At 59.9% G+C, this 22,392-nt stretch carries 20 protein-coding genes; 17 read left to right on the plus strand and 3 right to left on the minus strand.

Annotated elements, in window-relative coordinates:
• Positions 1 to 2: 2 nt before the first annotated feature.
• Both DWQ09_01070 and DWQ09_01075 read right to left on the minus strand, forming a co-directional pair.
• A complete protein-coding gene (locus DWQ09_01070; GenBank protein ID KAA3630201.1) occupies positions 3 to 2,546 on the minus strand; it encodes a LamG domain-containing protein in 2,544 nt (847 codons plus the stop codon).
• Positions 2,547 to 2,574: 28 nt separating this feature from the next.
• Complete coding sequence (locus tag DWQ09_01075; GenBank protein ID KAA3630277.1) at positions 2,575 to 3,750, minus strand: hypothetical protein; 1,176 nt, start codon at positions 3,748 to 3,750, stop codon at positions 2,575 to 2,577.
• A 418-nt stretch (positions 3,751 to 4,168) separates the two neighbouring features.
• Here DWQ09_01075 and DWQ09_01080 point away from each other — a divergent pair, with 418 nt between their 5' ends.
• From DWQ09_01080 to DWQ09_01150, 15 genes are all read left to right on the plus strand, one after another.
• The gene (locus tag DWQ09_01080) at positions 4,169 to 6,736 is read left to right on the plus strand and encodes a hypothetical protein (GenBank protein KAA3630202.1); all 2,568 of its coding nucleotides are present in this window, start codon (positions 4,169 to 4,171) and stop codon (positions 6,734 to 6,736) included.
• An 87-nt stretch (positions 6,737 to 6,823) separates the two neighbouring features.
• Positions 6,824 to 7,561, plus strand: a complete 738-nt coding sequence (locus DWQ09_01085; protein KAA3630203.1) for a hypothetical protein — start codon at positions 6,824 to 6,826, stop codon at positions 7,559 to 7,561.
• Entirely contained in the window at positions 7,531 to 8,193 is a 663-nt protein-coding gene (locus tag DWQ09_01090) for an outer membrane beta-barrel domain-containing protein (GenBank protein KAA3630204.1), read from the plus strand. The genes DWQ09_01085 and DWQ09_01090 overlap by 31 nt, the downstream gene beginning before the upstream one ends.
• A gap of 11 nt (positions 8,194 to 8,204) precedes the next feature.
• Positions 8,205 to 8,705: a TlpA family protein disulfide reductase gene (locus tag DWQ09_01095; GenBank protein KAA3630205.1), complete on the plus strand. Its 501-nt coding sequence runs from the start codon at positions 8,205 to 8,207 to the stop codon at positions 8,703 to 8,705.
• Positions 8,702 to 8,932 carry a DUF4266 domain-containing protein gene (locus DWQ09_01100; GenBank protein KAA3630206.1) on the plus strand — a complete coding sequence of 77 codons (231 nt, stop codon included), beginning with the start codon at positions 8,702 to 8,704 and terminating at the stop codon, positions 8,930 to 8,932. Before DWQ09_01095 ends, DWQ09_01100 begins: the two co-directional genes overlap by 4 nt.
• A gap of 47 nt (positions 8,933 to 8,979) precedes the next feature.
• The gene (locus DWQ09_01105; GenBank protein ID KAA3630207.1) at positions 8,980 to 10,089 is read left to right on the plus strand and encodes a DUF3570 domain-containing protein; all 1,110 of its coding nucleotides are present in this window, start codon (positions 8,980 to 8,982) and stop codon (positions 10,087 to 10,089) included.
• Complete coding sequence (locus tag DWQ09_01110; GenBank protein KAA3630208.1) at positions 10,055 to 11,065, plus strand: FAD:protein FMN transferase; 1,011 nt, start codon at positions 10,055 to 10,057, stop codon at positions 11,063 to 11,065. Before DWQ09_01105 ends, DWQ09_01110 begins: the two co-directional genes overlap by 35 nt.
• Before the next feature lie 68 nt (positions 11,066 to 11,133).
• Positions 11,134 to 11,622: an AraC family transcriptional regulator gene (locus tag DWQ09_01115; GenBank protein ID KAA3630278.1), complete on the plus strand. Its 489-nt coding sequence runs from the start codon at positions 11,134 to 11,136 to the stop codon at positions 11,620 to 11,622.
• On the plus strand, positions 11,619 to 13,451 hold the full coding sequence (locus tag DWQ09_01120; protein ID KAA3630209.1) for a hypothetical protein: 1,833 nt from the start codon (positions 11,619 to 11,621) through the stop codon (positions 13,449 to 13,451). The genes DWQ09_01115 and DWQ09_01120 overlap by 4 nt, the downstream gene beginning before the upstream one ends.
• Complete coding sequence (locus DWQ09_01125) at positions 13,448 to 16,246, plus strand: outer membrane protein assembly factor BamD (protein KAA3630210.1); 2,799 nt, start codon at positions 13,448 to 13,450, stop codon at positions 16,244 to 16,246. The genes DWQ09_01120 and DWQ09_01125 overlap by 4 nt, the downstream gene beginning before the upstream one ends.
• Positions 16,218 to 16,817: a tetratricopeptide repeat protein gene (locus tag DWQ09_01130; GenBank protein KAA3630211.1), complete on the plus strand. Its 600-nt coding sequence runs from the start codon at positions 16,218 to 16,220 to the stop codon at positions 16,815 to 16,817. The genes DWQ09_01125 and DWQ09_01130 overlap by 29 nt, the downstream gene beginning before the upstream one ends.
• Positions 16,814 to 17,086: a hypothetical protein gene (locus DWQ09_01135; protein KAA3630212.1), complete on the plus strand. Its 273-nt coding sequence runs from the start codon at positions 16,814 to 16,816 to the stop codon at positions 17,084 to 17,086. The genes DWQ09_01130 and DWQ09_01135 overlap by 4 nt, the downstream gene beginning before the upstream one ends.
• A 254-nt stretch (positions 17,087 to 17,340) precedes the next feature.
• Complete coding sequence (locus DWQ09_01140; GenBank protein ID KAA3630213.1) at positions 17,341 to 17,985, plus strand: MotA/TolQ/ExbB proton channel family protein; 645 nt, start codon at positions 17,341 to 17,343, stop codon at positions 17,983 to 17,985.
• Positions 17,985 to 18,497 carry a biopolymer transporter ExbD gene (locus tag DWQ09_01145; protein KAA3630214.1) on the plus strand — a complete coding sequence of 171 codons (513 nt, stop codon included), beginning with the start codon at positions 17,985 to 17,987 and terminating at the stop codon, positions 18,495 to 18,497. Before DWQ09_01140 ends, DWQ09_01145 begins: the two co-directional genes overlap by 1 nt.
• A 2-nt stretch (positions 18,498 to 18,499) precedes the next feature.
• Entirely contained in the window at positions 18,500 to 19,012 is a 513-nt protein-coding gene (locus tag DWQ09_01150; protein KAA3630215.1) for a biopolymer transporter ExbD, read from the plus strand.
• A gap of 9 nt (positions 19,013 to 19,021) precedes the next feature.
• Here DWQ09_01150 and DWQ09_01155 read toward each other — a convergent pair whose 3' ends face one another.
• Complete coding sequence (locus DWQ09_01155; protein KAA3630216.1) at positions 19,022 to 19,318, minus strand: hypothetical protein; 297 nt, start codon at positions 19,316 to 19,318, stop codon at positions 19,022 to 19,024.
• A 67-nt stretch (positions 19,319 to 19,385) separates the two neighbouring features.
• Here DWQ09_01155 and DWQ09_01160 point away from each other — a divergent pair, with 67 nt between their 5' ends.
• A complete protein-coding gene (locus DWQ09_01160; protein ID KAA3630217.1) occupies positions 19,386 to 19,955 on the plus strand; it encodes a TonB family protein in 570 nt (189 codons plus the stop codon).
• A gap of 539 nt (positions 19,956 to 20,494) precedes the next feature.
• Complete coding sequence (locus tag DWQ09_01165) at positions 20,495 to 22,333, plus strand: PEP-utilizing enzyme, mobile region (GenBank protein KAA3630218.1); 1,839 nt, start codon at positions 20,495 to 20,497, stop codon at positions 22,331 to 22,333.
• The last annotated feature ends 59 nt before the right edge of the window (positions 22,334 to 22,392 follow it).

Genomic DNA, 22,392 nt, shown 5'->3' on the forward strand with positions numbered 1-22,392 from the left:
CTCTATTGAAGCAGCATGGCGGCGCTGCCCAGTACCGCGGCGCATGTGGCCTTGACCACCTCCAGCGTCCTGGGGGTGGTCGCGCAGGTGGGGCTACCCCCGGTAGCGCATTGTGTCAGTCGGGTGATGAGCGCCTCGAGTTCGGTGCGCACCGCCGCCTCTCCGGGTTGTGTCGCCAGATAAACCGGTACACCCAGATCGGCATTCAGCATGTTGGTCAGCAGCGGATCGATGATCTGAGCGCGACCCGTGGCATCGAAGGCGGTATCGGCCGCGGCGCTGAAGTCGAAACCCGCGAAATAGGTGCTGCGTGCGCTGTCTCCGCGATCCTCAACCAGGGCGCTGCAGTACTCCATGGAGAGCTGTGCTATGGCCATCTGTTGTGAGGCGAGAAATGCGTTGACGTCGTCGACCGCGGGCAGCTGCTGTTCATAGGTCGAGTAAGTGGTGCTGATGCTCGAGTTGGCGCCGGCAAATCGGTTGACCTGTGTCATTTGCGACATCGCTGCGTCGATTTCGTTGAACATCCGCACGCCGATGTCGGAGACTGCGGGCGGGTCGGTCGGTGTGCCTGGCACAGGAGGCGACGCTTCGACAAAAACGTGAGTGTTGGCGCCCAGCTGCTCGAAAGTCAGGAAAAACTCGTCGGACTGAGGCCCGTTCTCCAGGGCGAGAATCGTGCCCAAGGAGGAGATCGGCTGTCCCTGACCGGGCGTATAGCCACTTCCATCGAGGGTGATGTCAACATTGGAGTAGGCCTGGCCCACTGTCGCTTCACGTCCGTTGATACCGATGCGCATTCCGCCCAAGGCAATGCCGCTGGGTACCGCGGTGGGATCGAGGCTGATAAAGAACGGCTGGTTGAACAGGTAGCTGTAGCTGTCGTACTGGCTGACCTCGAAGACTATGAAACTGTCCGGCACATTGACGAGGTGACTGACGCTGAACAGCAGAAAGAATTTTTCGCCGACACCGACATCGAAGTTCTGCGTGATCTGCTGCTGTGTCAGCGCACGATTGTGAATGCTGACCATGCGCAGAGTTCCCTGCCAGAGCCGGTCGTTGGAGACCTCGTTGCCCAGAACGAAGGCAAAGCTGTTGTCCCAATCGGCAAGATTGCCGCCGCCTGCCGCGTCGACATCGTCGGTGAAAACGCCGTTGACGTAGATCTGGCGTCCGTTGACCGGATCGTAAGTCACGACCACATGCTGGAGAGTTGCCTGCAGATCCTCGTCGGCATCGGCCGTCGCGAGGGCTGCCTCACCGTTGGCATCGGTCGTGCTGCTGCGCCCCAGCGCCTCGTAGTTGTAGAGACGCTGTCCCAGCGTGAAGTTGCGCGCAGCGTTCGAACCCGAGTAGCCGATGATGTGCGAGTCCTCCTGGGTGACGTTGCCGGGAGCGATCCATGCCTCGATGGTGTACTCACCGGTGGCGGTGATCATGTCATGCAATTTGCGGCTCGCCGTGGTGGTGCCCTGCGCCTTGCCGTTGACGATCTGAATGCCCCAGCCGCCCACCCAGTTGACGGTGCCGCTGAACGAAAGATTGATGGCCGGGTCGACACCGCTGGTGTCGTAGGCGGTGGAGCCTTGCCCGGTTTTGAACTGCCAGAAGGCGATCTGGTTGGCCTCGTGGCGACCGCCGCTGCTGGCCACGATGCCGTCACCCGCCAGGGTGAGCGCTTTGCTGAGCACCAGTGCGGGATCCGGCTGAGTGGGCGTGACACCTGCCGCCATACTGGCGATCGCGGCCTGCATCGTTGCAGCGTTGTCCGTGCAGACGCCCCAGCAGTTGTGGAATTCATCGCGCAATCGAACCACCAGACGCGAATTGCCGGGGTTGTTGAGGTTGATCTTGGAACGTGCTGCCTCGTAAGCGGAAGCCACGTCGCTGTTGGCAAAGAAAGGTGAACGGGGCGTGCCCGCGGTTTCGGTGTGGCAGTTGGCGCAATGGCTGGTCAGCAACGGATGGACGTAGGTCTGGAACAGCGTCGGGTCGGCCGGCAGGTTGAGACTGGAGCCGGGATCCCGGATCGCCGGTGCCGTCAGCTGCACCTGAGTGCCGCTGCCGCCCACCGTTACCGCGGCCCATGCGCTGATGTAATTGGTAATGATATCGGCGCAAACCGCATCAACCGCCTCCCAGCAATTGTGTCCGCCGGCTACCTTGGTCACCATTTGCGACAGGGCGGGGGAGGTGAGATTGACCACGGTGTTGGCGGCGTTGTAGGCGAGATTGACGTCGTCTTCGCGCACGAACTGCGGCACCTGCCCGCCGCCGTTATGACAATTCCCGCACCGGTTGTCGGCTCGCAGGGGTTCCCAGAGATTGACGCGAAAGGCCTGAATGTCCGCGGTTCCGGGCGGCGGGCCACTGTAACTGGTGCCGCCCGCGGGAGCGGAACCGGGGTTGGTCACCGTGGGGGCGCCGCCGCTGCCTCCGCCACAACCCGTTAGCAGGCCGATCAGGACCAGCGTCAGCAGCGCACCGCGTGCGGGAAGCCATACGCAGTTCCGGTAGCGGGAAGTTGGATTAAACGGAGTCATTAGCTGTGGTCTTTCCCTGGCTCGGCCATCAATCACCCTGGCAATAGATTGCCGACTCGGCGAATACGCGCTTCATCTGGTAGCCGCTGGCTGCAAACGAACTGACCATCGAATCGATTTGACTTCGATCGGCGCTGTTGCCGGGTGCGCGCAGACAGACGGCTTTGAAGACCTTCTCCACCTGACAACGGGCAAACGCGCTGCTGTGAGCGAGCTCCTGGCCCATGGATTTGGCACCGGTACCGCTCCCCGGCAACGCGGTGTCCCACCCGAGGAGCGAATTGATCCCCTGACGCCAGTAGTTGTCCCAGCGGTCATTGGGAGTCACGTAACCGAACGGGAAGGTCTCGGCGTTCTGCAGATACTTGGGTTGGACGGTGCCGGGGGTGTAGATCAAGCGCCCGTTGTTGCCCTCCGGGTCGGTAGCGCTGTCGTACTGATACTGGTAGTAGGCGTAAGCCTGTGTCAGCGGCTCCATTCCGGTATGGCAGCCGACGCAATTGTTGAGAAAGATGCGACTGTCGCCGCCGGGGCTGCGGGTGACGTCCTGGCGGACGCGATCCGCAGCACGGGTGTTGTCCTTGATCTGTTCGAGATCCCGGCACAGGTGATTCAGCATGGTGAAGCGATACATGGCACGGTTGGTGCCGGCGTAGAAAAACGCTTTGGCAGCGGCGCGGGTCGTCATGATACCGGCGGTGGCTGAAGCGGGAAGGCCGGTGACCGCGGATTGGGGAAGCGTGCCATCCAACACGGTGCGAAGGTTAGCCCCCTGCTGCTCAAGCGCCTCGTAGTGCGCATTGCTGCTGTTGGAGTAGGCGGGTATTCCGCTGCCCGAACCGACGTAGAGAATGTCTCCGTACAGCACCTGCCGAAAATCCACATCGTCACGCACCATGCCGACCACTGTCGCCGAGTAGTCGTTCAGCGGCGCAAAGACGGTCTGATCACGGTTGGTCCAGGGGGTTGCAAAGTTTTTCAGGGTGACGTTGTAGAAGGCGTCGTTGTCCATCGCGCGGTAGGCGGCCGTGATCTCGTCGTTGGCGACGAGGTCCGCCTCCATGGCATTCAGCACTGCGGGGCTGGGGGGTACTCCGGCGATGCGGTCGTGGATGCGTTTTGCTTGCTCGCGAGGTCCGGCATGGCCTTCGCTGGCGGCTAGAATCGACAGCAGTGACCCCAGAAAAAAAACCAGGACAGTCAATGGGGTAGGTTTGTTGCGGTGTGTGATGCGGATCGGCATCGGCACTCCTTCGCTGCGCTTTCGAACACCATCTGACCAGTGGTAATGGGTGCAGTGGCGCGCCTGTTTGTCGGTTGTTCTGATTCCAGGTCTGCAGTGCAGGACAGTGTCTGACGGCACGTTACCCGGGGGTTGTTATTGACAATACGCAATATCTGCGTGGATTCTGTGACCCCATTCGCAGATCAATGGGAATAGTTCGCAATAACCTTTCAACCAAGAAGCCTAACGCGCCAAAGATTGCTGCTGGCACCCCCTTTAAGCCGGATGAGCACGGAGAGTGTTTCGCGATTTGCCCTGTGCGGAGAAACCGTAAACGACATGGCACGGAGCAGAGCGAGGCAAAGGACGACTTGGCCGGAGAACAACGCAGGGACAAATGAGTCACGGAACCAACTCCCCGTCGCAAGGATTCTGCAGCCGCTACCGCCGGTTCTGGATCTTACCCCTGTTGTGGCTGACAGGATGCAATGGTGACGTGGGATTTGGCGGCGGACAGGCTCAGGATCCCGTCGTCGTCGATACCGCCGTTGCCTATATCAAACGCCCGCTGGGCCTGAACAACCAGGGCAATCCCATCCAGCCCGACGCGCGCCGCGTCATCACCTTCGAGCCCGGGGCTACGTTGTTGCTGCGCGATAGGGCCTCGGCCGCGTCGCCCGAGCGCAGTATCACGGATCGGCTTTTTCTGCCTGGCGAACGCCATGATGTGCGCGACCTCGATGTCTCTTACGATGGCACCAAGCTGCTGTTCGCCCTGCGCGGACCGTTCGACGAGAACGGCAACGACGACGATCAACCATCATGGAACATCTGGGAGTATGACGCGGATACCGATGCGTTGCGCCGTATCATCGCTTCCAGCATCACGGCGGAAGAGGGGCATGACCTGGCACCCCATTATCTGCCTGACGGGCGCATCCTCTTTGTCTCCACCCGCCAGCGTCAGTCGCGAGCCATCCTGCTCGATGAGGGCAAACCACAATTTCCCACGTTGGACGAAGATCGCGCAGAGCCCGCGCTGGTGCTTCATGTCATGAATAGCGACGGCAGCGACATACATCAGATCTCTTTCAACCAGAGCCATGATCTCGCGCCCACCGTCGTCAGTGACGGACGCGTGGTGTTCAGCCGCTGGGATCATATGGGTGCGCGCAACCGCATTCATCTCTACCGCACCAATCCCGATGGCACGGAAATGGAAACGCTCTACGGCGTGAACAGTCACACCACGGGTACCGCCGGGAGTACAGTGCAGTTTCTCCAGCCCCGCGAGATGCCCGACGGACGTCTGCTGGCCGTGCTGCGCCCCTTCACCGGGACCGACGGCGGCGGCGATCTGGTGGCAATCGACTACGCCACCTACAGCGACAATCAACAACCCACCTGGGTCAATATCGGCCTGCTCGGGGATGGGCAGACATCGGTGGCGCCGGCTGAAGTGCGCACCGATACCGCACCCTCGCCGGGGGGGCGTTATCTATCGGCGTATCCGCTGTGGGACGGTACCACACGACTCCTGGTGAGCTGGAGTCCCTGCCGTTTGGTGGAGAACGCACTCATCGTGCCTTGCACCCCGCAGCGCCTGGCCGATCCCAACGCACAGGCCGCGGCGCCGCTCTATGGAATCTGGATCTACGATATGAATGCCGGCACGCAAACCCCCGTGCTGCAACCGGCAGAGAGCGTGGTTTACTCGGAGGTGGTTCCCTTGCAGGCGCGCCCAGTGTTGCCGGGCGTGATCTACGACAAGGTGGCCGGCGTCGATCTGGATTCAGACCTGATCACGGAGGGAGTAGGCATTCTCCATATCCGCAGTGTCTACGATGTCGACGGAACCGATACCGCCAACCCCGATATCGTGACCCTGCGCGATCCCGCGCAGACGTCTGCCGCGCAGCGCCCGGCGCGCTTCGTGCGTATCGTCAAGGCGGTTTCGATACCGGATGATGATGTGCGTGATTTCGATCCCAGCGCGTTTGGCGTCAGCACGCAGCAGTTGATGCGTGAGATCGTCGCATACGCACCCGTGGAACCCGATGGATCGGTCAAGATCAAGGTGCCCGCCAATGTCGCACTCGCGATCAGCGTGCTCGACGTCAACGGCAGACGCATCGGCGCACGCCATCAGAGCTGGATACAGGTCAAACCCGGTGAGGTGCGCGAATGTGCGGGGTGCCACGCCGCCAACAGCACGATGCCGCACGGACGGCTCAGCGCTGCGCCTCCTTCGGTCAATCCCGGGGCCCCCAACACCGGCGTGCCGTTTCCCAACACCGAAGCGGCATTGTGGGCGGATTTTGGTGAAAGCATGGCGGAGACACGCACCCGGATCAGTTGTCTGACCGACTGTGCCGCCCTCAATCCCAGCATGAATATTGTCTATGACGATGTGTGGACCGATCCGGGGGTACGCGCCAAAGATATCAGCTTCGATTACCACTACTCCGATCTCACGACTCCTGCACCCACCACCTGCATCGATACGTGGAGCAGTACCTGCCGTACCGTCATCAACTACGAACAGCACATCCATCCGTTGTGGAGTCTGCCGCGTACCGTGGGGGCGGCGGATAGAACCTGCACCAGCTGTCATAATATTGTCGATAACATGGGTGGGGCCCGCGTTCCGGAGGCGCAGCTGGATCTGAGCGATGGGGCTTCCGATCTCAATAACGATCATTTCAAGGCTTACCGCGAGCTGTTATCGCCGGATAACGCGTTGGAGTTGATCGGTGTGACGCTGCAGGAAGAGGCGGGCCCCGTGGTGGTCAACCCTTCGCTGTCTGTGGCGGGTGCGGCGGCAAGTGCCACCTTCTTCAGCCTTTTCGATGCCGGCGGCAGCCATGAGGGCGATCTGACCGCCGCAGAGCTCAAGCTGCTTGCCGAATGGGTCGATCTTGGTGCGCAGTACTACAACAATCCCTTTGTCGCGCCACTCAACTGAAAGGATGGCGCCCATGTGGAACGAGCTGTTTCTAGTCTGTGCGCCGCCGGAAACCGATGGGGGCGCGCGCGCGGCAGATGGGAGCCTATGCAATTCAGGTTAGTACTGATCCTATGTGGGTGTTTGGTCTCAGGACAGGTTGTTGGTGCGTTAGGCGAAATCGCGGTAGAGATCGCGGATCCCTACATCGAACTCCACACGGGACCCGGTCGGGGGTATCCCGTTTTTTACGTCGTGGAGCGTGGCGAGCAGATCACGTTGCTCAAACGCAGAACCGACTGGTTTCAGGTGCGCACGGCGCGTGGCAAAGAGGGATGGGTTTATCGCGATCAACTGGCACGCACCCTCAACCCCGATGGCAGCGTGGTGGCGATCAGGGACCCGAGCTGGGAGGATTTTGAGGCGCGACGCTGGGAGATGAGTTTCTCCGGTGGTGAATTCGATGGTGCCAATGTCATCGCGCTGACCGCAGGTTACGCATTGAGCGAGAACCTGTCGCTCGAGTTGAACTACTCGAAGGTGCTGGGGCGCTTCTCCAGTCTGGATATGACGGGGATCAGCATCCTTCATCAACCGTTTCCCGAGTGGCGTGTATCACCTTTTTTCACACTCGGAACAGGCTCCCTGAAGATCAAACCGGCGGCGACATTGGTGCAGCCGCAAGATCGTGATGAGGATTACTCGAATGTCGGTATCGGCATCAAAACCCATCTGTCACGGCGTTTTCTGATGCGCATCGAATACAAGAGTTACGTTGTGTTCACGAATCGCAACGAGAATGAGGAACCCAAAGAATGGAAAATCGGCTTCGCCTTTTTCTTTTGAGTGCGGCGCTGTTCGGGCCAATCGCTCCACCAGGGGTCGTGCTCGCCCAGTCGCCGACACAGCTCCCCGGGGAGGAGGAGCCGTTGTTCCAACCGCAAGTGGAGCGACGCACTGTCGACATATCCGCGCTGGACACCGAAAACTTCGAAATCGGTCCGTTCCTCGGGTTTCTGAGTATCGAGGACTTTGGTGTCAATAGCGTCGCCGGGGCTCGACTTTCCTATCACATCACCGAGGATTTTTTCGTTGATGCATCGCTGGGTGTCAGCAAGGCGGACAAGACCAGTTATGAGTTGCTGAGCGGCGCCGCTCAACTGCTTACCGACGCCCAGCGCGACTATACGTACTACAACGTCTCGCTGGGTTACAACCTCTTTGCCGGCGAATCGTTTTTCGGCGCCAGGAGGGCGTTTAATTCCGCGCTCTATCTGTTGGGCGGTATCGGCAGTACCGAATTCGGTGGTGGTGACCGATTCACCGCCAGCGTCGGTTTGGGTTATCGCTTCATCGCCACCGACTGGCTCGCGATCCATGTGATGATGCGCGATCACATATTCCAGCACGACCTGTTCGGTGTGGACAAGACGTCACACAACTTCGAAGTACAGTCAGCGATCATGTTCTTCTTTTAGGAGGTGTGCACATGGACAAAATGAAGTTTCTGCTGTTGGCGTTGATTATCGCGATCGGTGCGCCGCTGGCGGCAGTCAAAGCGGCGGCAATCGATGAATCTGCGCCGGATTTTGTGCTGAAGAGTCATACGGGTAGCAACCTGCGTTTGAGTGAATTGCGTGGACAGGTGGTCATGATCAATTTCTGGGCGTCCTGGTGCGGTCCCTGTCGTCAGGAGATGCCGCTGCTGGAAAGCCTCCACAAGCGCTACCGGAAGTTGGGTTTTACCCTGCTGGGAGTCAATGTGGAAGAGGATACGCGCGCCGCGAAGGCTTTCCTGAAGGACACACCGGTGAGCTTTCCGATCCTCTACGACACGGAGAACAACGTCAGCCGGATGTACAAGGTTGCGGGGATGCCGAGCACGGTGGTGCTGGACAGGGATGGCAAGCTTCGTTTCCGACACACTGGTTATGTACCCGGTGACGAGGCCGAATACAGCAAAGTGATCAGAGCGCTGATGAAGAAATGAACCCGTCAATCACCAGATTGGGATGCGTCGTTCTGGGGGCGGTGCTGCTGAGTGCCTGCAGCGTCGAGCCATGGGTGAAACCTTACGAACGCGCCAACCTTGCTGATCCGATCATGAGTTTCAGCCGTGATCCCGTCTCCTCTGCTTATATGAACCATGTACGTGAAGTGCGCGAAGGGGCACGTGGCGCCGGCAGCGCGCAGGGTGGGGGGTGCGGGTGCAACTGACGGGCAGGCAGGCGCACAGCAGGGATGCGCGATGGCCAGGCGTGGCCATGGTGCTGCTTGCGGTGGGGTGCGGTGCGCAGGCCGCGGTTCTGCCGGAGGAGCGCGCGGATCTGCTTTACCACTCCTACGATGGCGGCGGGGTCGAGGTTACGGGACCGTCGTTTCTGGTGCGCAAGAATGTTGGACAGAGCTGGTCGGTCTTCGGCAATCACTACGTCGACTCGGTCAGCAGCGCCTCGATCGATGTGATCACAACCGCGAGCCCGTACCAGGACGACCGCACGGAGACCAGCTTCGGCGTGGACTATCTGCGCGGCAGAACCATACTTAGTCTTGCTACCACCACCAGCGACGAGAGCGACTACTCGGCCAAATCCCTGTCATTCGGCATCAGTCAGGACATGTTCGGCGATCTCACCACGGTAACCATGGGTTACACCGCGGGAGACGATGTCGTCGGCAATGTCACCGACTCCAGTTTTTCGGCGAATATCGATCGGCAGCAGTACCGTCTGAGCGTGACACAGGTGCTGAGCAAAAGCCTGATCGTAAGCGCCGCTCTGGAGACCATCACTGACGAAGGTTACCTGAACAATCCCTATCGTTCGGTGCGTTATGTCGACGGTGGTAGCGCCACGGGATACAGCTACGAAGCTGAAGTCTATCCACGTACCCGGACCAGCGATGCCCTGGCACTGCGGGCACGGTATTTTTTGCCTTACCGCGCAGCACTGTTCGGTGAGTACCGCCAGTATCGCGATACCTGGGGAATCGACGCCGATACTTATGAGATCGGTTATGTTCATCCCCTGGGCGAGCGCTGGATCATTGAGGCGCGACTGCGTCACTACAATCAGAACGCGGCCGATTTCTACAGCGATCTCTACCCGTTTCAAGGGGCGCAGAATTTTCTTGCCCGCGATAAGGAGTTAAGCACCTTCAGCAGCCGGACGTTCGGGTTGACGATCGGTTACGAATTCGCAAAAAGCGGTTGGGGTTTCATCGATCGCGCCAGTCTAAATCTGTCCTTTGACCGCATCCAGTTCAGCTACGACGACTTCCGCGACCTCACGCAGACCGGGTACGCCGTCGGTAACGAACCTCTCTACGAATTTGACGCCGATGTCCTGCAGATTTTCATTTCCATCTGGTATTGACCGGCGCGGATGGCTGGTGGCCATGCTGCTGTTGCCCGCGGTGGCGCAGGCCCAGTGGCATCGCGCCGACGCCACGATAATGGGCACGGCGATCCATGTCGAGGTGTGGCACGACGATGCCGAAGTCGCGCAACACGCCATCGCGGCGGTGCTTACGGAAATGCGGCGTATCGATCGGCAGATGAGTCCCTACAAACCCGACAGCGAGGTGTCGCGTATCAACCGCAGCGCGGGAGTGGAATCGGTGCCGGTGAGTGCCGAGCTGGTGGGCCTGATCCGGAAGGCCGAACGTATTTCCATACTCACCGAGGGTGCGTTCGACATCACCTTTGCCAGTGCCGGCCATCTCTACAACTATCGCGAAGGCAGGCGACCTGCGGGCAGTGATCTCGAGGCGGCCGTCGCGGCGATCGATTATCGCCAGGTAACGATAGACGAACAGCACTCCCGCATTACGTTGAACAAGTCCGGGATGCGTGTGGATCTGGGCGGTATAGCCAAGGGTTACGCAGTGGAACGGTGCGCCGCATTGTTGCGTGCCCGGGGTATCGAACACGCGCTGATATCGGCAGGTGGGGATACGCGGGTGGTTGGCAATCGCGAAGGGCGTCCCTGGGTGGTGGGCGTACGGCACCCGCGGCAGGACCGGAATCTGATCACGCGCATTCCGTTGGAGGATGAAGCGATCTCAACTTCCGGAGACTACGAACGTTTTTTTGAAGAACAGGGAACGCGCTATCACCACATTCTCAATCCAGCGACCGGTGACTCGGCGCGCGAGGTGATCAGCGTGACGGTTGTCGGTCCCGATGCCACATCGACGGATGCCCTATCAACCAGTGTTTTCGTCATGGGTGCCGAGCGCGGACTGGCGCTGGTCAATCGTTTGCCGGGGTACGAAGCGCTGGTGATGGATCGCGCGGGCAAGCTGCGCTATTCGGCAGGGCTGCAACCATCCCAGGCTTCATCGCAGTGAACCAGATCGGGGCTCAACGCATGCACAGAATCCATTTTTACATTATCGCGCTGCTGCTGAGCGCCATACTGGCGCAGAGTCCGGCGCGGGCGGCGGAAACCGCTTCAGCCGATGCCGATCTCGATCAGGCGGTGCAGGCGCTCAAGGAGGAGTTGCTGGAGCTCAATCGCGATCTGTTCATTCTTGAAGAGGAGCTGTTGGCCCCCAGCGATACGCAAGTGATGGTTTTCGTTTCTGTGGACGTCGGTAGTTTCTTCAGTCTCGATTCGGTGCAGGTCAAGATTGATGACAAGGTGGTGGCGAATTATCTTTACACGCCGCGTGAAATAGAAGCGCTGCAACGTGGTGGAGTGCATCGTATCCACCTCGGCAATCTGAAGAGCGGTGAGCATGAACTGACCGCCTTCTTTGTCGGCAAAGGACCGCGCGACAGGGACTACCGGCGGGGCGCCACGGTGCGTTTTGCAAAGAGCCTCGGCCCCAAGTACCTCGAACTCCAGATCGTCGATCTGGAGAACAAGCAGCAACCCGATTTTCGGATCAAGGAGTGGGAATGAGGCGTGTGCGCCCAACCGCGCTGCTCTACGGGTTGCTGCTGGGAATGGCTTCACAGGCCATGGCTGCTGCCCCGGCGCCGGTGCGCAGTCTCGAGTACGGTGAGGCGCTGTTCTACTTCTTTCAACAGGACTATCTGAATGCCGGTGTGCGGCTGATGGCCGCGCAGCAGCGCCGGCGACTCGGCACGCACGACCAGGATGCTGATCTGCTGCTGGGAGGGCTGCAACTCGCCTACGGCATGCACGACGTCGCTGCGCGCACCTTTGATCGGGTGCTCGACGCCGCCGCCACCCCAGCGGCCAGGGATCGCGCCTGGCACGCCCTGGCCCGGCTGGCCTATCGCCGCGGTGACTGGCAACGCGCGAACCAAGCGCTGGGGCGTATTTCCGTGTCTGATCCGCAACAGGCGGCGAAGACCGCCCTGCTCAGCGGATTGGTGGCGTTGGCGCAACAACAACCCGGACGCGGCGTCGCAGTCTTGCAACAGGGCTACGGGCTGCAAGCGGGCGTTCGTGATCCATACCTCGAATACAATCTGGCGATCGCGTTGATCCGCACTGGAAAATCGCAGGAAGCCGTTGCGTTACTCGACGGGTTGGGCCAACGACAGGTTGAGTACGAGGAGGCGGCCACGATACGTGACCACGCCAATCTGGCGGCCGCGTTTGCGCTGTTGCAGTCCGGCGCACCGCAGGAAGCGCAACGATTCTTTGGACGCGTACGCTTGACCGGCACCGTCTCCAATCTGGCGCTTTTGGGTTCGGGTTGGGCCGCGGTCGAGGCGGGGTCCTATGCGCAGGCGTTGACTCCGTGGCGGGAGCTGATGCGGCGCACGCCGCGTGATGCTCCGGTTCTCGAGGCGTTGATAGCTGTGCCCTTCGTCCATCTGCAACTCGATGAAAATGCGCGCGCTGCGCGTGTCTACGAGCAGGCAGTCGAGATCTATCAAGAGGAACGCAACGCGCTGACCGAGGCAATCGCCGAAACGGATGATCCCGAATGGCTGCTTCAGGTCGGCCTGTTGACGCGCTCTTCGTTGAGCGGCGGTGGCGCCGGTTTCGAACACCATTGGCTGCCGCGACTCATCGCCAGCAATACCTTTCAGGAAGCCTGGAAAAACTATCGCGACCTCCTGCAACTGGAACAGAGCCTTTCGCGCTGGCAACAGAGCCTGAATGCTTACCAAACCATGTTGACAGAGCGCAAGGCGCGTTTTGATCTTGTGGTGCCGCAGATCGAAAAACGACTCGCTGGTCTGGATCCGAACGAACTGCACGAGCGTCGCAAAGCGCTGCAAACCGCGTTGCTCGACGTGATCGAAACGCGCGCAGTCTGGAGACTGGCGACCGCTGCCGAGAAAGGCATACAGCGTGAAATCGAGGCACTTGCCGCACGGGTCGAAAAGCTATCGCCCTCCAGTGAGAAAGCGGCTTTTGCTGATCGTGTTCGACGCTTACAGGGTCTGCACTACTGGCAGGTTCATGCCGCATTTCCACAGCGCCGCTGGCAGGCGACCAGGGCCGTGGATGAGTTGGATGCACCGTTGGCACAGATGGGGAAGCGAATCGGGACTCTGCGGGGTGCCCGCGCTTTCGCCCGCCTGCGAATTGGTGACCTGGAGGAACGGATCCATCGTGCGCAAACGCGCATTGTCCAATACCGACCGCGCCTCGCTCAAACGCTGGTGCGCCAGCGCGAACGGGTGAAGCAGCTGGCCCAGCGGGAGTTGACAGCGCAGCAGGCGCAGATCGACAGCTATCTGCTGCAGGCACGCTACGCGCTGGCACAACTCTACGACCGTGCGCAGGACAGAGGGGGAGCACAGTGATCCGGCGCAAGACGCTGGCCGCCCTCAGCATGTCATTGGCGATTGCCGCTTGCGGTACCACTTCCAAGATCCCCACCCTGGCCGATCTGGCACAGCAGAAAGAGCCGGAGGTGGAGCCTGCCGCGGAGTTGCCTGCCAGCCGTGATCGCGCCATCGATGCCTACCGGTCGTTTCTCGCCGACGCACCACAGACCTCACCGTTGCGTGCCGAGGCGATGCGACGACTTGCCGATCTGCGTCAGGAGACGCTGGACGATAGTACTTCGGCAGCGGAGGTGGAAATCAGTAATCAGGCGCTGAACAGCGAGCGCCAGGCGATCATCACCCTCTACAGCGACCTGCTGCGCCGCTATCCGGATAACCCCCGGAATCCCGAAGCGATGTATCAGCTGGGACGCGCCCTGGAGGCGGCAGGAGAGCGCGAACGCGCCCTTGAAACTCTGACGCGCTACGCACGGATTTATCCAAACGGCAGCCGCTACGATGAAGTGCAGTTCCGTCGCGGTGAGATCCTCTACGCCGAGCAACGTTACGGCGAGGCGGAGAACGCCTATCGCGCGGTCGTCAAAGCCGGTCCCGACTCCGCCTTCTACGATCAGGCGCTCTACAAAGGCGGCTGGTCGCTATTCAAACAGCGCCGCTATGACTCGGCGCTGGATCTTTTTACCCTCGTCCTGGATCGACGGGTAACCAATGACGATATCGTGCTGGCGGAACTGAGCCGGGTGGAACGTGAGCGCGTGCTCGATACGCTGCGGGTCAGTTCGCTGAGTTTCAGTTATCAGGGGGGCACGTCGAGCATGGCCGATTACTTTGGCAGTCGCGGCCCACGGCCCTATGAGCATCTGGTGTATCGAACGCTGGGCGAACAGTATCTGGAGAAAGAGCGTTTTAGCGATGCGGCGGCGGCCTTCGAGGCCTTTGTCGACCGGCATCCGCTGCACCGCGAAGCGCCGCGAATCCAGCTGCAGGTGATCGCGGCTTTCCGGGCGGCGGGATTTCCCAGCCGCGTGCTCGATGCCAAGCGCCAGTTCGTCGCGCGCTACGGTATGGATCAGCCCTACTGGAGCCGATTCACTCGTGAGCAGGCACCGGATATTGTTGCCGAGGTGAAGGCGCAACTGGATGAGCTATCCCGGCACTATCACGCCGAAGCCCAGAGCACGAAAACAGCGGCTGCCTACCAGGAAGCGATACGCTGGTATCGCAAACGTCTGACCTACTTTCCGGGCGAGGCGGACAGCGGCAGCGCCAATTTCCTGCTGGCCGAGCTACTGTTTGAAACCCGTCAGTACGCAGATGCGGCGCAGGAGTATGAGCGCACCGCTTACGATTACCCCGCGCACGGCAAGGCAGCCGAGGCAGGCTACGCCGCGCTGCTGGCCCACGCTGCGCACGAACAGACACTCCCTGCCGCACAGCGACGGGTGTGGCAACGGCGTACGTTGGTCAGCAGCGAACGTTTCGTGGAGCGCTTCCCCGAACACCCGGAGAGTCCCAAGGTGCTCGCCAGGATGGCTGAACAGCTGTTCGCGGCGGGCGATGGAACGGCGGCCAGCCGGGCTGCCCAGCGCCTGGTGGAGCGCTACCCGCAGACCGAACCTTCGTTGCGCCGCAGCGCCTGGCTGGTCATCGCACACACGGCCTTCGATCGCACCGATTACGGGCAGGCCGAGACCAGCTATCAGCAGGTGCTGCGCCTGACGGCCGTGCAGGCGAAGGATCGTTCCGAATTGATCGACCGGCTCGGCGCCACGGTCTACAAACAGGCCGAACAGCTGCGTATGGCGGGTGATCTCGCGGGGGCGGCGACGGGATTTCTGCGTGTGGCGCAGGTGGCACCGACCAGTACGATACGGCCCACTGCCGAATACGATGCCGCGGCCGCTTATCTGGAAGCCAGGCAGTGGGTTCCCGCCGCGCAGGTGCTCGAGGCGTTCCGCCGCAACTACCCGCAGCACCCGCTCCAGGCGCAGGTCAGCGAAAAGTTGGCGGTGGCCTATCTGGAGGCAGGCAATCGCGGCGCTGCGGCCGTGGAGTTCACGCGCATCGCCGGGGAGCACAAAGACAGCGGTGTGCGACGCGAGGCGGCGTGGCAAGCGGCCGAACTCTACGAGCAGGAAGGGGCGGTGGGTAAAGCACTCGCTGCCTGGGCGCGCTATGTGACCGATCACGCGCGTCCCGTTCCTGAAGCCATCGAGGCTCGCTACCGGCAACTGCAACTTCAGCACAAGCAGGGTGACCTGCAACAGGTGCGCGCGCTGCGCAATGCCATCATCAGGGCGGATCGTGACGCCGGAAAAGAGCGCACCGATCGCACCCGCTTTCTTGCCGCTCATGCACGCCTCGCATTGGCACGGGACGAACAGGCGGTCTACGCATCGCTGCGCCTCACCGAACCGCTCAAGCGCAGTCTGCAACGCAAACGCCAGGCCATGAAGGGGACGCTGGCGGCACTGACTGCCGCCGCGGAATACAACGTCGCTGCGGTGACCACCGAAGCGACCTTTCGCAGCGGCGAAGTGTATCGCCAGTTCGCCAAGGCGCTGCTTGGTTCCGAACGTCCCGGGAAACTCAATGCCGAAGAGAAAGAAGAGTACGACCTGCTGCTGGAAGAGCAGGCCTTCCCGTTCGAGGAGAAAGCGATCGAGGTTCATGCCATCAACACTCGTCGCACCCTGGATGGGGTCTACGACGAGTGGGTACGCAACAGTTACCGACGCCTGGCCGAATTGATGCCGGTTCGCTACAAAAAGGAGGAACGCAGTGTGCAAGCCTACGTGGCGCTGGATTGAACTGGTTTTACTGAGCCTCACGCTGGTGGCGTGTGCAAGCGCGCCACCGGCCGGCGTCGATGAACCTCAATCAAAGGTGCGCCCGGCGGCGGAACCCGCGGTAATGATGGCCCATCGGTTGGCGTTAAGTGATCTGCAGGCCGGTCGCCTCGCTGAAGCGGAACGCGGCTTCCTGCAATTGACCCAGCAACATCCCCTGCATCGCGGACCGTGGCTCAACCTCGGCATTGCGCTGACACGTCTGGGAAAAACAGAAGAGGCGGAACACCTGTTTCAACAAGTCGTTAACCGTTTTCCGGATTTCGCTGAAGCCCACCACGAGCTGGCGCTATTGCAACGCTCGTCGGGACGCTTCGCAGAGGCGCGCCAATCCTACGCTGCAGCTATTGCAGCGCGGCCCGATTTCGCGCTTGCCTACCGCAATTTAGGTCTGTTGTGTGACCTATATCTCCATGACACCAGTTGCGCTTTGTCAAACTATCAGAAATTTCAGCAGTTGATATTGGTCAACGACAAAGAGGTCGAGCAATGGATCGCGGATCTGCAGCGTCGCGTTGCGGCGCAACAATGACCAGATGGCTGGCGCTTCCGCTACTGATCTGTTTCGGCACCCTCAATGCAGAGGAACCCGATCGCCGGCTGGGCATGAACATCATCGGCAACAACGAAACCCCGCGCACACTGATTATCGTGCCATGGAAGTCCGCCCAGCCGGGTGATCTGACCTTGCGTCCTCTCAATAGTTTGGTGGAGGCGGGCATCGGGCCGCTGGACCCCGACGTGGTGCGGCGTGAACTGCGTTTGCGGGCTGCGACGCAGGCGCGGGAACAGCGACCCTGAGGGCTTTGTAATGAGCTTGGATAAATCGGGTTGGGAGTTGCGCCAGGACGCCAGGACGCAGAGTGTGCCCAGGCGATCTCATGAACGGCAGGATGCAGGGCGGAGCGGGTCGTGGGCAGCATGGTGAACAGGCTCACACTCGCTGGAATGAGGTTCTTCGATGGCAGTTTCCTTTGCGCTCCTTTGCGTCTTCGCGTCCTGGCGCGAGGCACCATTTCTTTAACAGACAACGGTTACACAGTGAGGGCACGGCAATGACGATCTACAACAACATTGTTTCCTTTTTCCAGTCTGGCGGCACCTTCATGTATCCGATCGTGGTGGTACTGGCACTGGGTATGGCCATTGCGGTCGAGCGCTATCTCTTTCTCTCGTACGCCGCGCTGAGAAACCGCAAGGCGTGGAATGACCTGATGCCACTGCTGAGTTCGGGAAAGTTCCGAGAAGCCCAGGGGATTATCGAGCAATCGGGGGCCGCTATCAGCAAGATACTCAGCTACGGGCTGGCGAGTCTGATAAAAGCGCGCCGCCGCGATGATGTGCAGATGGCGATGGAAGAGGGACTGATGGAGGTGATTCCACGGATGGAGAAACGCACCCACTATCTTGCAACGCTGGCCAACATCGCCACCTTGCTCGGTTTGTTGGGCACCATCATCGGTCTCATCCAGGCCTTTACCGCGGTGGCCAACGCCAATCCGGCGGAGAAGGCGGATATGCTCTCGGCGAGTATCTCGGTGGCGATGAACACCACCGCCTTCGGTTTGATGGTCGGTATTCCGCTGCTCCTGGTGCATGCCGTGCTGCAAACCAAGAGCACGCAGTTGATCGACAACATGGAGATGGCCACGGTAAAGGTGGTCAATCTCATCGGTGACCGTTCGCAGGCGAGTGCGTAATGCGCAGCTACCGGCGCATGCGCAACCGTGCCGAGGTCACGACCGACCTCAATGTCACGGCGTTCATGAACCTGATGGTCGTGCTGGTGCCCTTTTTGCTCATCATGGCGGTGTTCTCGCGTATCACCATCCACGAGCTCAATCTCCCTGGCGCCGGAGGCGAGGAGCAGGCGGAAAAGCCACGGTTGCAGCTGGAGGTCATCGTGCGCGCCGATCGCCTCATCCTCGGCGATCGAGCCAGCGGTGAACTGGTGACCTTGTCAAGAAAAGAGGAGGGACATGATTTGAAACAGCTCTCCGAATGGCTGCAACGCGTCAAGGTGAAATTTCCCGATGAAGTGGGCGCCAGCATCCTGGCCGAGCCTGCGATTCAGTACGACGACCTGATACAGGTGATGGACACCGTGCGTGCCTACGAAGTGCAGGAGAATGGCGAACGCATCAAAGCGGAACTCTTCCCTGAGATCGCCCTGGGCGATGCGCCCATCGTAGCGAAGAAAAAAGGGAGTTAGGCGTGGCGATGAAACTGTCACGACGCGCGCAGCGCATGCAACGCCACCACCGGCGCCGCAAGTTCGGCGGTGGATTGAATCTCGTGGCGCTGATGGACATTTTCACCATCCTGGTCTTTTTCCTGCTGGTCAACTCGTCCGATGTGCAGGAGATGCCCGGCAGTCGCGCGGTGAAACTGCCGGAGTCCGATATCGAGGCCAAGGTACGTCAGACGATCACCGTGCTGGTCACCAGGGAGGAAATTCTGGTGCAAGGCGAATCCGTACTTCCTATCAGCGCTGCCGTGGGCTCCAAAGAGACCATCCTGGTTGCGCTGCGCGAAGCTCTGGAACGCCACGCCCGCAACCGGTTGGTACAGATCGAAGATGGAGCGGCGGACAAGGGTGAGATCACGATACTTGGCGACCGGACGACCTCTTTCGAGGTACTGAAAAAGGTGATGGCGACCTGTACCGAAGCGGGTTATGGCACTGTCTCTCTCGCCGTACAGCAGCGCGGCGTAAAGGAGAGCTGAGGTGAGCGCCTACGCTCTGGAAATCGCGTGGAATGGCGGCAGCCTCGACGATCGTCGTTTCAAGCGTATTTTGCTGGTTACCGCTGCGGTATTTCTGATGATGTCGGTCGTCACGTCGATGTTGCCGGTGTTCAAGATTGATCGCCCGATTATGGATGAAGTGCCCAAACGCATCGCGCGCCTGGTGTTGGAGAAACGTCGACCGGCTCCGCCGCCACCACCACCGCCCAAGATCGAAGAGCAGCGTCCGGAACCCAAGCCGGTCGAGCAGAAGAAGCCGGAACCCAAACCCGAGCCGAAACCCAAACCCGAGCCGAAGAAGGAGGCAAAGCCTGAACCTTCGGCACGCGAACGCGCATCGCGCGCGGGGATTATGGCGTTTCAGGATACCCTGGCGGAGTTGCGGCAGGATCCCTCTGTCGCAAAACTCGAGGCTGGGCAGCGGTTGAGTTCGGCGGGTCAAACGGCACGCAAGACGGAACGCTCGCTCGTTACTTCCAAAGTCGCAACGGGCAGCGGAGGTATAAATACCGCCGCGCTCAGCCGCGACACCGGCAGCACTCGGCTCGCTGCGCGCAGTATCGAGCAGGTGAAAAGCCCGGTTAAAGCGGAATCGGCAGGGGATGCGCGCTCCGCTGCCAAGAACAAACTGGCTGGCCGTACCGACGAGGAGATCCAGCTGATCTTCGATCGTAACAAGACGGCTATCTACAACCTTTACAATCGCGCTTTACGAACCAACCCCTCATTGCAAGGCAAGGTGGTGGTAAAACTCACCATTGCGCCGAATGGACAGGTGACCGATATCAGAGTGGTCAGCAGCGAACTGGACGACAATGATCTGGAACGCAAACTGACGCTACGTATCAAGCGGTTTGATTTTGGCGCCAAGGCGGTAGCCGGAACCACGATCAGCTATACGATGGACTTTTTCCCCTCCTGACGATCAAAACAAAGCGCAGCCGCGTTCAGGACGGCTACAGATCGATAATTTACCTTACGTAAAAAAAGGCTGTTCAATCCCCCTTCAGATCACCGCAGCCTGCGCTGTCCGCAGCGTTGCAGATCCCTGCCGGAGCAATCCGGATTTGTGGGCCTGGTGCTGAAAACCACGAATAACAGAGTGTTGCAGTGGGTTTGATGAAATCGCTGCAAACGGCGCGTGACTTCTTCCCGAATTTATCAAATGGTCAATTGAGAGGGCTGGGGCCGCGGCAGCGGATACACCTCGCATGCCCCTCGGGAGATGATCCAGATGTGCGCTTGCGGGTCGATTTAGTGACGGGCAATCAGGGTGTTACAAGACCTCTCCCGCTTAAACCGGATCAGACAATAGCGCTGAGATTGCACGCTGGCATGCTCCTTGCCTTCAATGACCGTACAGGCGTTTTGTAAAGTCGCTCGCTAGTAGCGGTTTGCCCTCGTCTGACAACTACATAACCAGCGTGTCTGAAAGCACGCGATTACTGGAGGAGGAGCTGTATGGCAAAGGTACAATTTCCCAATCCTCACGACGTTGAAACGATTCCGGGGACCGAGGGATGGGAGCGCATGTATCCCTATCAGTATCCGTTCGTTACCGATGATCCGGAACGCAAGGCGTACGAGGAGAACGCATTCTGGTTCTACGACGGGCTTCACTATCCGGAACCGCTCTATCCCTTCGATACGATCTGGGACGAGGCCTGGTTTCTGGCGCTGTCGCAGTACAACACGCGTATCTTCTCTGTTCCGCCGGTGTTCGGTGTCGATCACCGCATGATCAACGGCTATCTGTACATAACGCCTGTGCCGGTCAAAGACCCGGAGGTCATACAGTCTCGCATTGCGCATTTCATGGAGCGCGCCGGTTACTACTACGAGAACTGGAATGCGCTGGAGGCGAAGTGGGAACAGAAGATGAAGCAGACCATTGCGGATCTCGAAGCTTTGGAGATCCCCAAGCTGCCGGAAATGGAAGATTTGAGCGTCGTCAAGGAAGGCCTCGGCGAATCGACCGGGTACAAGCTGCTGAAGGCGTATGACAACGTCATCGATCTCGGTATCCGGTGCTGGCAGTACCACTTTGAGTTCCTCAACCTCGGGTACGCGGCCTACGTCACCTTCCTCGACTTCTGTCAGAAGATCTTCCCCGATATCCCGCCACAGCGCGTAACGCAGATGATCTCGGGTATCGACGTGATCATGTACCAGCCTGATGAGGAGCTGAAAAACCTCGCCCGACGCGCCGTTGATCTGGGCGTGGACGCCGAGGTGCGCAAGGGTACCGACTATGAAGCCCTGAAAGCCTCGTTGGGCGGCAGCGATGCCGGGAAACAGTGGTTGGCTGCCTTTGAAAAGGCCCGTTATCCGTGGTTCAACGTATCGACCGGTACCGGCTGGTATCACCACGATCGTTCCTGGAACGATGACCTGTCTGTTCCGTTGTCTTCGATCGGTATCTACATCGATAAGCTGCATGAAGGCAATTCGCTGGAGCGGCCGATGGAGGCCGTGCAGCAGGAGCGTGATCGCATCACGGCGGAGTATCGCAACCTGATCAGCACCGACGAGGATCGCGCAACGTTCGATCAGTTGCTCGGTACCGCCAAGACGGTGTTCCCCTATGTCGAAAACCATCTCTTCTACGTCGAGCACTGGTTCCATTCGGTTTTCTGGAACAAGATTCGTGAAGTTGCAGAGATCGTCAAAGAGTTCGGGATCATCGAGGATGTCGAGGACATCTGGTACCTGAAGCGTGGCGAGATTCGCGATGTGTTGTGGGATGTGGTGACCGCATGGGCGACCAATGTCAAACCGCGCGGCACCTACACCTGGCCCAAGGAGATCGACTGGCGCCGTGGTGTGATGAAGAAGTTCCAGGAATGGAGTCCGCCTCCGGCCGTCGGACCGGCGCCCGATGTGATACAGGAGCCGTTCACGGTCGTGCTGTGGGGTGTTACCAACGAGTCGCTCAAGTCGTGGTCCGATATTCAGAATGTAGCCAACCTCGATGACATCGATTCGTTCAAGGGCTTCCCCGGCAGTCCCGGCAGCGTCGAAGGCAAGGCGCGTGTTTGCCGGACGGTTGCAGATATCGGTCAGCTCGAGGAGGGAGAGATTCTGGTTGCTCCAACGACCTCACCGTCCTGGGCCCCGGTTTTCATCAAGATCAAGGCCTGTGTAACCGACGTGGGCGGTGTTATGAGCCATGCCGCTATCGTCTGTCGCGAGTACGGGATGCCGGCGATTGTCGGCACCGGTCACGCCACCAAGATCATCAAGACTGGACAGATGCTCAAAGTGAACGGGACGACCGGCGAAGTGACGATCGTAAAGTAGTGCAAGATACCCTGATACTTGCAGGTTCTTGATGTTCTCCAGTTAGGCAGGTGTTCGGC

It is taken from the genome of Pseudomonadota bacterium (assembly GCA_008501635.1).
GTDB lineage: Bacteria > Pseudomonadota > Gammaproteobacteria > QQUJ01 > QQUJ01 > QQUJ01.